At 38.7% G+C, this 13067-nt stretch carries 10 protein-coding genes; all 10 read right to left on the bottom strand.

Annotated features, from left to right (window positions below):
* Positions 1-2 precede the first annotated feature (2 nt).
* Positions 3-314 carry a PTS sugar transporter subunit IIB gene (locus tag ACMZ6U_RS02215; protein ID WP_416106019.1) on the bottom strand — a complete coding sequence of 104 codons (312 nt, stop codon included), beginning with the start codon at positions 312-314 and terminating at the stop codon, positions 3-5.
* Complete coding sequence (locus ACMZ6U_RS02210; RefSeq protein ID WP_416106018.1) at positions 315-2393, bottom strand: BglG family transcription antiterminator; 2079 nt, start codon at positions 2391-2393, stop codon at positions 315-317.
* A gap of 237 nt (positions 2394-2630) precedes the next feature.
* Positions 2631-3332 carry an MIP/aquaporin family protein gene (locus ACMZ6U_RS02205; protein WP_416106017.1) on the bottom strand — a complete coding sequence of 234 codons (702 nt, stop codon included), beginning with the start codon at positions 3330-3332 and terminating at the stop codon, positions 2631-2633.
* Between the two features lie 33 nt (positions 3333-3365).
* Positions 3366-5195: a type 1 glycerol-3-phosphate oxidase gene (glpO, locus tag ACMZ6U_RS02200; RefSeq protein WP_416106016.1), complete on the bottom strand. Its 1830-nt coding sequence runs from the start codon at positions 5193-5195 to the stop codon at positions 3366-3368.
* Between the two features lie 9 nt (positions 5196-5204).
* Entirely contained in the window at positions 5205-6716 is a 1512-nt protein-coding gene (glpK, locus tag ACMZ6U_RS02195; protein ID WP_416106015.1) for a glycerol kinase GlpK, read from the bottom strand.
* Between the two features lie 515 nt (positions 6717-7231).
* Positions 7232-7489 (bottom strand): DUF896 family protein, encoded by a 258-nt coding sequence (locus ACMZ6U_RS02190; protein WP_104968797.1) that lies wholly within the window; start codon positions 7487-7489, stop codon positions 7232-7234.
* Between the two features lie 283 nt (positions 7490-7772).
* Entirely contained in the window at positions 7773-9809 is a 2037-nt protein-coding gene (glyS, locus tag ACMZ6U_RS02185) for a glycine--tRNA ligase subunit beta (RefSeq protein ID WP_416106014.1), read from the bottom strand.
* 139 nt (positions 9810-9948) lie between these two features.
* Positions 9949-10869, bottom strand: coding sequence for a glycine--tRNA ligase subunit alpha (gene glyQ, locus ACMZ6U_RS02180; RefSeq protein WP_416106013.1), 921 nt, complete (start codon positions 10867-10869; stop codon positions 9949-9951).
* A 357-nt stretch (positions 10870-11226) separates the two neighbouring features.
* A complete protein-coding gene (locus ACMZ6U_RS02175) occupies positions 11227-11985 on the bottom strand; it encodes an elongation factor Tu (RefSeq protein WP_416106012.1) in 759 nt (252 codons plus the stop codon).
* 244 nt (positions 11986-12229) lie between these two features.
* Entirely contained in the window at positions 12230-13066 is an 837-nt protein-coding gene (gene fghA / locus ACMZ6U_RS02170) for an S-formylglutathione hydrolase (RefSeq protein WP_416106011.1), read from the bottom strand.
* Position 13067: the final 1 nt, after the last annotated feature.

Raw genomic sequence — 13067 nt, 5'->3', positions numbered from 1 at the left:
AATTAATCGATAATTTGTCTGTCCTTCAATATTGGAATTAATTTTTCTTCAATTTCTTTAGAAGAAACAATATTTTTCAAATAAATAATAGAAGTTTTGTCCTCATCTATTGTAAATTGTTTAAATTGTTTTTCGAAATTCTGGGCAGTAATAATGATATCTGGACTTGAAGATGCAGCAGTTGAAATATCTACATGGTCTAATTTAGCATCAACTCTGTATTTATTTAAGACATCTTCTGCTGCCATTTGAGCTGCAAAACTACTTCCAAGACCAGCACCACATACAAATAAAATATTAGCTTTTTTTGACATTTACTTTTCCTCCTTGACATCACTGAATAAAATTTCGTTAACTTCTTCAACACTATTAGCGTGTGATAATTTTTCAACTTTATCGGTACTTCTAATTAGATTTACTAAATCCTTCATAATCCCTAAATGAGAGAATGAATCAATTGCAGATAAGCAAAAAATAACTTTAACTTGCTGGTTTTCTTCTTCACCAAATTCTACTGGATCTTTAAAAATTCCCAGACTAAGTCCTAATTCATTACAACCATCTTCTGGTCTAGCATGAGCTAAAGCCAAATGAGGACCGATGACTATGTAAGGACCAAATTCTTTTACACTATTAGTCATAGCATCAATATAATCACTTGTAATAATGTTTTTTTCCACTAACGGATTAGCTACTTTTTCAATTGCCTCCTCCCAATTAAATTTTTCTTCTGTAATAATAATATTGTCCATTTTTAAGATATCTCTTATCACAGGCTGAACCTCCCTCAAATTAACTTGATATCCATTTGACGAAAAAATATCCTTCAGATTATTATAAACATCAGAATCAATTGTCCTTGATTTTTCAACTTCTTTCAAAATTTCTTGAAAAAGTTTTGTATTATCTTGACTCTTGGAAATCCTCTTTCTAAGATGGATATTTTTATTTAAAAAATCAGTAATCTCAATTTTAGTTTTATCTTGAATGATTGGATCTAAAATCATCAACGGTTTATTATAGTAGTCAATATTCACTGTTGAAAAGACCAAATCAATATCAAGTTTATCAATAAACTCAATCTCTCTACTACTCAAAGTAGCTAAAACTTCAACATCAAAATATTCTTTTAAATTCTCAGATAATAATTTACTCGTTGCAACTCCTTGGTTACAAACTACTACTGCTCTGAAATAGTAATCTTCTTGTTGTCTTAACTCGCTTAAAACCGTAGAAAAATGAATTGTAATAAAAGCAATTTCATCTTCCGAAATCTGGCTCTCCAGCAATATTTCTAAATTCTTACAGAACATTTCAACAGCCTCATAGATTGGAACGTACGTTTCCTTTATTTTGTCTTTTAGAGGATTAATAAGTTGGACACCATTTTTTATTCTAATAAGCATGTTAGAAATATGAAAATAAAGATTTTCTTGTAAATATTTTTCTTTTTTTCCAAATGGAATTCCCACTTGCAGTGAAACATAATTTATCAGTTGTAAGATGAATAATTGAATTTGCCCCCAATTAGGAGTGACCACACTATTTGTATGTTTAATAGAGTCCAACACAGAAGAAATATAGTTTCTTTCTTCTAAATTGACATCAAGTTGATAATTTTCAATAATATCATCAATAAAGGTCATGACTGCCGAAGAACTACTATCATGTGTACTATAACTTTTTGATAAAAAATTCCCTTGTTGCATCCTCATAACCCATATAACGGTATATGTAAGCATGCTTGCTCTATAAATATTTTCATCATTATCAAAAATACGTTTTGAAAATAGTCTATCAACTTGATTTAAATCATCTGCTAAAAAGTAATTTGACATGATAAAATCTGTATTATTCTGTATAGAATTTGGATATTTTTCAAAATAAGCTAAACATAATTTGTAGGTATATGACCTAATTGTTAACTCATCACCCATAATTTTTAATCCATTTTTAGGATGACTAACAATCTTCAAATTAACTTCATCTAACAATTGTCTTAATATTTTTATATCATCATCAATTGTCGATTTTGAAACCTTGTACTCCTCACGTTTTTTATTCAAAAAAACCTTATCTTTTGAAAAAATAATTGATAAAAATAACTCTTTTAACCTCTCATCACGAGTTAAAAAATTTTCTTTAAATTCTATTTTTAGTTTATCTAATATAATCACTCTATCGCGTTTATCAGTATTTAATATAACGCCTTTCGACCTAATATTTTCAATCAATGGAAACCCATATTTAAGTAAAAAATTATCATTAATTTCATCAATATCATTTTTTATAGTTCTTTCAGAAACTTTATATTCTTTACTTATTTGCTTTGTAGAAATTGGTAACGATGAATTCAAAAGTCGTTCTAATAATTTTATTGCTCTTGTTTTCAAATCATTCATCCTTTCTATGATTTCATTTTATCACGAAAACGCTTACAAAAAAGCTTATTCTTTTTCTTATTTATTTTGAAAAAAAATAAGCTTAAATTACAAACTCACGTATATCCCCTTTTTTTATTTATTTTAGTTTATTAAAAAGACTTTTTTCGATATATTTTTGTCCTTTTTAACAGACAAAAATATCCAAACCCATAAAGGATTTGGAGGTATAACTTTTTTATGATCTACTTACATCATCACTTTAAAGATTAACACAGCTAATAAGCCACCGACGATTGGGCCGAGAATTGGAATCCATGAATAGCCCCAGTCTGAATCGCCTTTTTGTTTGATAGGAAGTAGGGCATGTAGGAGGCGCGGTCCGAAATCGCGGGCTGGGTTGATCGCATAACCAGTTGTACCACCGAGTGATAGACCAACACTGATAACCAACATGCCAACACCAATTGTTGCTAAACCTGGAGGCATTTTATAGGTCCCAATTGCCAAAATAGCCAAGACCAAAATCAAGGTTCCCAAAACTTCTGATAAGAAATTTGAAAAGGTATTTGGAAGAGCTGGTCCTGTCGCAAAGGTTCCTAAAATATCAGCTTGATTATCTGCTTCATCATAGTGCGGTTTGAATTGAAGATAAACCAAGAGTGACCCTAGCATGGCACCTAGAATTTGTACCAGGCTATAAATCAAGGCTGTTCCCCAAGAAATATCTCCTTTGAGTGCAAAAGCTAGACTGACAGCAGGGTTAAGATGGGCTGGAGCAACCATTCCTGAGATAAAGGCTGCCATTGCAACTGCGAGACCCCATCCCATGGTAATCACAATCCATCCTGAAGCATGGTTTTTCGTTTTAGGAAGAACAACACCTGCTACGACACCATTACCAAGTAACACCAAGATGGCAGTTCCAATAAATTCACCAAAAATATCCATAATGTTTCCTTTCACTATTTTTGATCACGTGCATTAGCTTTTTAAGATTGCTAAATCATTTTCTTCAAGAAGCTCTTGGAAAGCCCTTGTCTGTTCTGCTCTTTCCTCTGCTGTCCATTCTAAATGTTTGGCCATTTCTGCTATCACAGGTTCTACCAAAGCATCCAGCTCATCGCGTTTGAAGAGCATATGGTTGGTTCGACGCAAGAAGAAATCAGCTGGGCTCAAAGCCATTTCAAAATCCATGGCATAATGAAGGGAAAGGGTTTCTTTCAAATCAAGACCCGGTGCTGCTTCAACACTTCTTGCGAGGTTATAGACTTTAGGAACATTTGATCCATAGAGATTTGCTAGGTAACGAGCATCGTCCATTTCAAGACCACTGAGGGTACCCAGTTGGGCGTAAGTTTCAATTTCAGAATCGACCTTAGCAGGATTGAGTTCACCACCAGAAACAGGATAGGTCTTAGAGTTAATCAAGCGGAACTTGCGACCAAATTCTTCATCAAGAACATGCAAGACTTTCTTAAGAGCTCCTTCAGCCATTTTACGGTAGTCAGTAATTTTACCGCCAGCCAAGGTAAAGAGTCCATTATCGTCACGATCAAAGCTACTACCACGTGAAACGGCAGATGGATTGAGCTCTTTTTCCGAAGACATGGTTTCCATATGTCCTAAAACTTCTTCAACGTCATGGCGTGATTTTTCTTGGTTAAGGTAGGCTTTAACTGAATCAATCAAAGCGTCAAAGCTTTCATCTTTGAGTTTACCAGAATTGCCACCATTATAATCCGAAGCATTATTGCCTGCTAAGAGTGGACGAAGTCCTGCCCAGCTGCTTTCGATATCATCGACGGTGATGTTAGCTTGAGGGAAACGATGATTGATAACTCCAGTCAAATAATCCACATCTTCCTGTGTTACCCTTGGGTGTTCAAAATCCCCTTGATAGTCGGTATCTGTCGTACCAAAGTAAGTTTTATCCTCACGCGGAAGGACGAAAACCATACGGCCATCATTGAGGCCAGTATCAACATAGACCGGTTGAGAAACATTGAGGCGCTGACGATCTACCACTAGGTGAACCCCCTTAGTTGGACGCATTTGATGGATAGGATTTTCGCTATTACCAAAATTTCGAATGGTATCAGACCACGGTCCTGTCGCATTGATAACCACACGGGATTTAATCTCAAATCTTTCCCCGGTAAGAAGGTCAGTTGCTATCACCCCAACCACTTTTTCCTTATCATCTCGTAAAAAATCCTCTGCCTTAACATGGCTGGCAATAAGGGCACCATCGCGATTAGCACGCTTGATATTTTCAATCACCAAACGGGCATCGTTATTTCTAAAATCAAGATAAACACCACCACCGAGGAGACCATCGGCTTGCAAGTCAGGCTCACGTTCCAAGACTTCTTGCTTACTCAAAACCTTGTTGGCAAATGGCGAATCCGGGCCAATCTCAGCTAAGGAATCATAAAGATTCATGGCAACCTTGAGACCAAACATATTGAAAGTTGTGCCCTCTTCGTCATAAACCAGCAAAAGCATTGGGTCTGGCTTAGGAATATGAGGGGCAATGCGTTGAACAACTGCACGCTCAGAAACCGTATCAGCTACCACTTCAACATCAAACTGTTTGAGATAGCGAAGACCACCGTGAACTAGCTTAGTCGAACGACTACTTGTCCCTTCCGCAAAATCCTGCATTTCAATCAAGCCAGTATCGAGTCCACTAGCTGCAGCTTGCAAGGCCAGACCTGCTCCCGTGATACCACCACCAATAATCAGTAGATCCAAGGTTCTATCTTGCATTTTTTGAAGAGATAATTGTCTTGTTGCTTGTGAAAATTCCATATACTGCTCCTATTCTTCACCGTCAGCAGCGTAGACTTGCGTTGCTTTAACGGCACGTTTCCAGCCTTTATAAAGTTTTTCCTTGCGTGATTCATTCATAGTTGCTTGGAAGAGTTGTCCCGTTTCATTGAGTTCTTTGATAGCCTCCATATCTTCCCAGTAGCCTACTGCCAATCCTGCTAAGAAAGCTGCTCCAAGAGCTGTTGTTTCCAGATTCTTAGCTCGGGCGATATCAATACCAAGAATATCAGCCTGAAACTGCATGAGGAAATTGTTCATTGCGGCACCACCATCCACACGAAGTTCAGGAATAGCAATACCTGTATCCAATTGCATGGTATCAATCACATCACGAACTTGATAAGCAATAGATTGTAAGGTAGCTTTGACAAAGTCTTCCTTACTGCTACCACGTGTTAAGCCAAAGACAGCTCCCCTAGCGTTAGAGTCCCAGTAAGGAGCGCCAAGTCCTGTAAAGGCTGGTACCACATAAATCTCATCGTCATCTTTGGATTTCAGAGCTAGTTCTTCAGATTCTGGTGAATTTTCAATCATTCGAAGACCGTCACGAAGCCACTGGATAGCTGAACCAGCAATAAAGATTGATCCTTCTAAGGCATAGTAAACCTTACCATTAATACCATATCCAATTGTTGTGAGCAGGTTGTTTTTAGACAACTGCATCTCTTCGCCAGTATGCATAATGATGAAAGAACCTGTACCATAGGTATTTTTAATCTTACCTTTTTCAAAAGCTAGCTGACCAAAGAGAGCCGCTTGTTGGTCTCCAGCCATTCCTGAGATAGGTACTTTACCACCATAGAAATGAAAGGAAGCTGTATGTCCATAAATTTCTGAGTTAGATTTAACTTCTGGCAACATAGCTTTAGGAATATTCAGTAAACTTAGAATCTCATCATCCCATTTGAGATCTTTGATATTATAAAGCATGGTTCTAGCAGCATTAGAATAATCCGTCACATGGGCTGCACCGTCTGTTAATTTCCAAACTAACCAAGTATCAATCGTTCCAAAGAGTAACTCGCCCTTTTCAGCACGTTCTTGAGCACCAGGAACCTTATCTAGGATCCAACGGACTTTAGTCGCCGAGAAATAAGCATCAATAACAAGACCCGTTTTCTCATGAATCATTTCGGTATGACCATCTTTTTTCAGCTGATCAGCTAGTGGTGCTGTTTGGCGAGATTGCCAAACAATAGCATTATAAATCGGGAGTCCTGTTTCCTTATCCCAAACGACTGTTGTCTCACGCTGATTGGTAATCCCAATAGCCTCGATTTGCTCAGGTTTAATCCCTGATTCGATGAAAGACCCTGCGATAACAGATTGTACTGAATTCCAGATTTGGTTGGCATCATGCTCTACCCAGCCAGCTTGCGGGAAAATCTGTGGAAATTCTTTCTGACTGCTACTAACTTTCTTTCCTTTCTTGTCAAAGATAATGGCACGAGAGCTGGTCGTCCCTTGGTCGATGGCCATAATGTATTTTTCTTCCGACATATTTTTCCTCCTGATGACGCTTATTTGGTAAGCGCTTACTTTTATTACTGTTTAACTATACCAAAACTGATAATATTTTGCATTAGTTTTCATTATTTTTCTTAAAGAACTTTTTTTCACAATCTTCCTTATGAGAATGACATAGATTTCACATGCCTTTTGTCGCAATGACTCTCAATACTTTGTGAAAAAGATGGTATCTGTTTTTTAGAATATCAAAACTTTTCTTAGAAAATAAATAATGAGGATGAAAAGTACTTACAATAAAAAATAGAGGCTGGGACAAAAGTCCTAACCTCTCAATTCATTTTAGATTATCAAGCAAGACGCAGTGGTTGAGTGGGCTTTAATTCACTGATTCTATCAGCTTTTACAGCCCTACTCAACTGTGCGGAGATGGGAGTGAGACGGTCTGGGGATAGACCGTTTCAGCCCGAATCTAAAAATAAAAGAGTGAGGGGAATCGAATTCTGACGAATTACCGATTTTTGTCCCACTCTCTACTTCTGTTCTTATTAAGATTCAGGGTCATCTAGGCTACGCCCATGCAAGCCTTTTTCACGTTGAATTTGACGAAGTTTTTCTGGAGTTACATCCTTACCATCTTCGTCTACCAGTTTAATCCCTTCGATGTGGTGACGCAATGATTTACGATAACCATCTATATATTCGCGGCGAAGCTGCTCTTGCTCTACTTTTTCTTCACCTGTCAGACCAACTGTCTTTTTCTTTTTAGCTAATTCGTTGATGCGGTTAATTTTTACTTGATCCAAATTTCCAATACTAAGACCGATAAGAAAACTTTCAGAATTTAGAAAACTAGCAACGGCTGCTTGTTTCCGAGACAGTTCATCTAAACCTTGCGTTTCCGATCGTATTCAAAGCCATAATCATTGACAACAAAACCTATGTCATTCAGTCCTTAAACACTCTATACTTCTGTTGTGTGAAGGTAACCAAAGCAAGGCTTCAAGGGACAGTCAAAATAATAGCTTGATAGGTTAATCTCAGTCTTCCTTTCTCTATTTTTCTATTAATGGCTTAATCATGCTGACATTATTTACTGTTCAACTGATTGAAAATAGCTACATAGCTTGCTTTATCAGCTAGATTTTTCAAGATGGCTAGACGATTGGCTTTGAGTGCCTCATCCTCTACCATAACCATAGTATTGTCAAAGAAGTCTGTGATGACTGGTGCTAAACCAAAGAGAGCTTCCACATTAGCAAGCATGTCATGATTCATTTCTAAAGCTTCAACGGCTTCATAGAGAGCTTTTTCTGGTTCATTCTCAAAGAGGCTTGCATCAACAGCGTTCCCTTCTGCTTTTTCAGCCAGATTGAAGACACGTGATAAGCTTTCAACAGCTTCTTTGTAATCTGCTTCTTTTGATTTTTGGAAAATAGCCGAGCTGGCAGCTAATTGTTCAGTCACCACATAGTTGGTACTCTCAAGAACAGCTGTGCGAATGTCTTTTGGAATAGCTTTGTTCATCATTTTATCCACACGGGCACGGATAAAGCTCATGACGTCGGCTTTATTATCATAAGGCAAGCTATCAAATGATAAGGCATACAAATCATTGATCAATTCATCTAATGGCATTTCCCAACCGAAAGCATCCAAGATACGAACAATACCTGCAGTCGCACGACGAAGAGCATACGGATCGTTGGAACCTGAAGGGATGAGCCCTACAGAGAAGAATGAGAGAAGTGTATCTAACTTATCAGAAAGAGCTAGTACCGCACCAACCTTAGTCTCTGGCAAGTCACCGTCAGCTGAACTTGGCAGATAGTGTTCACGAATAGCTGTCGCAACAGCAGCGTCTTCACCGGCAAGAAGGGCATATTTTTCACCCATAAGACCTTGCAATTCATCAAACTCACCAACCATACCGGTCAACAAGTCAAATTTATAGATTTGAGCAGCACGAGTGACTGCCTTGCTTTCATCGGCTGAAAGTCCTGCTTTTTGAGTTAAGTATTGAGCGATGACACCGCTACGTTCCATATGTTCTGCCAAAGAACCGATTTTTTCATGGAAGGTGACATCAGCTAACTTAGCCACTAAATCTTCAATCTTGAGTTTTTGGTCTTCACGCCAGAAGAATTCCCCATCTTCCAGACGTGCTACAAGAACTTTTTCATTCCCTTTAACCACGTTTTCGATGTGTTGAGCGTTACCGTTACGAACAGAGATAAAGTTAGGTTTTAAGCTGCCATCTTGGTCACGCACCACAAAATAACGTTGGTGGTTTTTCATTGACGTTACCAAAACTTCTTCAGGAATCTCAAGGTACTTGGCATCAAAGGCACCCATGAAAGCTGTTGGGTATTCGACCAAGTTCAGGACTTCATTAAGAAGATCTCGATCGATTTCCACTTGAACATTCTCCGCATCTTCAATAGCTTTGATTTGCTCAACAATCATGTCCTCACGCTCTTTGGCATCGGCGATAACAAATTGCGCACGCAAGTTATCTTCATAAGAAGTCGCTGAAGCAATCTCCGTTTCTTGACCAAGGAAACGGTGTCCACGACTGACACGACCAGACTGAATATCTAGGAAGTCCATCTCCAAAGCCTTGTCATCCAAGAGAACAGTCAAGGTATGTACTGGACGAATGTATTCAAAGCTATTTTTAGCCCAGTGCATGTTAACTGGGAAGGTCATTTGATTAAGCACTTGAGGAATATCAGCTAAAACCTCTTCTGCTGGTTTACCAGCTTCGTTTTTGGTGACATAGAGGTATTCAACACCTTTGACTTCACGGAATTCAATATCATCCGTCGTCAACCCTTTTCCACGCACAAAACCTTGAGCCGCTTTGGTGTAATTTCCCTCTTCATCAAGAGCAATTTTCTTAGAAGGACCTTTAAAATCCTCTGTCAAGTCCGTTTGTTGGTCAGCAAGACCTGTCACACGCGCCGCCAAACGACGAGGTGTTGAGAAAGTTTTGATGTCTTCATAAGAGAGACGGTTATCCTTAAAGAAAGCAGCTAAGCGCTCTCCAAGTTGTTGTTCACTAGGTGTGACAACATAGGCTGGAAGTTCCTCCAGACCAAGTTCGATTAATAGATTTTTTACCATAATTAAAATACCAAGGGTCTTTAGCGGACACTGTTAAAATTGAAAATCACTCAGGTGCTTGCACCTAGGAATGCTTTATTTTTTGACATAGTCCTAGCCCGTATTTAGTTCCTTTCTCCGAAATTATTCTTCTACCTACTTATTCCGCATCTTCAGCCAAGAGTTTGGCACGCGTTTCTTCATCAAGAAGTGGGAAGCCAAGTTTTTTACGCTCAGCCACAAAAGTTTTAGCAACAACACGCGCTAAGTTACGGATGCGGGCAATGTAACCAGCACGTTCTGTAACCGAAACCGCTCCACGCGCATCTAGCAAGTTAAAGGTATGAGAACATTTTAAAACGTAGTCATAAGCTGGATGAACAAGGCCTTCTTCCAAGGCACGACCAGCCTCTTTTTCAAATTTCTCAAAGTTTTCCAAGAGCATATCTTGGTTTGAGATTTCAAAGGAATATTTAGAATGCTCATACTCAGGCTGTAAGAAAATTTCACCATATTTGACTCCTGGTGCCCACTCAATATCATACACCGAGTCAACTTCTTGGATGTAGGATGCTAAACGCTCTAAACCGTAGGTCACTTCGGCCGTTACTGGTGATGTTGCTAAACCACCAACTTGTTGGAAATAAGTAAACTGAGTGATTTCCATCCCATCAAGCCACACTTCCCAACCCAGACCAGCTGATCCAGTTGATGGATTTTCCCAGTTATCTTCAACAAAGCGGATATCATGTTCCAAAGGATTGATACCCAATTTCTCTAAAGACTCAAGGTAAAGTTCTTGGATATTTGATGGTGATGGTTTCATGACCACTTGGAATTGGTGGTGTTGGTAGAGGCGATTAGGATTTTCCCCATAACGACCATCTGCTGGACGACGTGAAGGCTCTACATAAGCCGCATTCCATGGCTCAGGACCAATGGCGCGAAGGAAAGTGTAAGGACTCATAGTACCAGCACCTTTTTCATTATCGTAAGCCTGCATCAGCATACAGCCCTGATCATTCCAATATTGTTGTAAAGTCAAGATAATTTCTTGGAAAGTTAATTTTTTTGTTGACATAAATTTCTCCATTTTCAATTTTTTCTTGCGACGTGAGCATCAGTAGCCGATATTGCTGCTGAAAGCGAGCTAGTGCATAGGCTAGGCAAGTCGCTTCTCAGCGATCGCCCTTTGTCAGTTCGACTGACAAGGAGTTACTGACAATGCCTAGGCGAAACGTTAGTTTTTTAGACATATTGTCCTCCATTATATCAATTTCTTGCGACAGGAGTCGTATGTCGCCGATATCGCGACAAACGACGAGTTAGTGCAGTGTCTAGCTCAGTGGTCCTAGCGATGAGCGTGTGGCAATTCGACCATCAGGAGAAAATTGCCACTGACACTGTGAAAAGGTATGATTTTCTAGCTAATTCTAGATTAGAACTCTTTTTCCAAAAAGTTATTATCTATCAACCAATCTAATAAAGGCTGTGAGTGATGGGTTTGCAACCATTGATGATAGAGGGAAAACACTTCTTTTTCCGATCCTAAATTGGAGACAAGTTGATCAATCGTTAGAAAACTTCTCCAGTACTCATAAAAAATACTGGCATAGTTCCCCTCATAAGTTTCTTTCCCAAAATCATTAAGTGAATGCCAACCATATTTTTTCTGATACAAATCAACCAGTGCCTCATTACAGTTTTTTTCAGCTTGAAATTCATCAGCTGTCAAAAAGTATTGACGACTAAGGTACTCAACCATACCTTCTTCAAACCAAATAAAGCTGTGATAATCATCAAAGTCATCTTCAAAGAGTTCCGACCAATGCGCTAACTCATGACCAATAATTTGAAGGAGATGGTTTTCCGATAAGCGACTGTAATGAGCTTTTATAGCACTAGTATCCTCATTAGGATAATCGTCTAGCTGCGCTAGATAAATCTGCTTCCAGATATCTATTTCAGGAGTCATCACAAGTCTAGTGTCATTAGTATAAGCAGGTATCGTAATATCACGAACAATGGATGTTGCTCCTGCAAGATTTGAGAATACTAGCATTTGCGGTAACTCTTCAAGAGCATAATGTGTTCTCAAAAATACTTCGAAATCTGCTAATTGGGATTGGTGCTTTTGATAAAAATCCTGATAATTTTTTAGCTCCTCTTGGCTAGCCACTAGGTAATGAACTTCCATAATTTTCCTCACTCATCATAAAAAACCACGTTTCTCCACTCCCATGTCTGACTGACATAGGGGCGTTAAAACGCGGTTCCACCCTAATTTATGACTTCATTTGTTTTTTAATTGTTGACAAAAGTTCCAATTAATCTCTTCTACCATTCGGCTTTCACCATCCCGAACTCGCTTAAGGTAAAACTGAGAGTAACCCTCTTTCTGCTGTTATTATAGCAAACGAGGTCAACCTTGTCTAATCTTTTTACAAAATACCTAAGTGTTTGGCATGAAAAGCCATATGTTCCTCAACAAAGCTAGCGATAAAATAGTAAGAATGGTCATAACCTTCATGAAGGTTGAGTTGAACATCAATCTTATTTTCTGATGCAGCTTTGCTAAAGGATTCTGGTTGCAACTGCTCTTGATAGAAACCATCAGCCAAGCCTTGATCAATCAAAATCGGACGAGCCTTGTCAACTTGACTTAGTAAAAGAGTGCTGTCATACGCACCCCAAGCTGCTTGGTCAGTTCCAAGATAAGCCGTAAAAGCTTTTTGACCCCAAGGCACCTGACTAGGATTAACGATTGGGGAAAAGGCAGAAATCGATTGGTATTGCTCATAATTTTTCAAACCAATTTGAAGTGCCCCATGACCACCCATACTATGCCCAAAAATCGAACGCTTATCAGTCACAGGAAAATTTTCCTCAATCAGCACAGGCAATTCTTCCACCACATAATCGTACATGCGATAATGTTCAGCCCAAGGTTGCTCTGTCGCATTGAGATAAAAACCAGCCCCCTGTCCCAGATCATAAGCTTTATCATCAGCAACACCTTTCCCTCGAGGAGAGGTATCAGGCATGACCAGAGCCATACCATACTTAGCAGCATATTGTTGCGCTCCTGATTTGGTCGAAAAGTTTTCATCCGTGCAGGTCAATCCTGATAAGAAATAAAGAACAGGAACTTTTTCCTCTTTTTCCACTTGAGGGGGAAGATAAATGGCAAAGGTCATTTCGGTGCCAGTTGACGTTGATTGATGACTAAAGCGTTTATGCCAACCACCAAACATTTTATTTTTAGAAAGTTCTTTCATA

Origin of the sequence: Streptococcus pluranimalium, from assembly GCF_047785745.1 — a bacterium.
GTDB lineage: Bacteria > Bacillota > Bacilli > Lactobacillales > Streptococcaceae > Streptococcus > Streptococcus pluranimalium_B.
The sequence above is the reverse complement of the archived record's forward strand: the minus strand, read 5'-3'. Positions and strand labels throughout refer to the sequence as shown.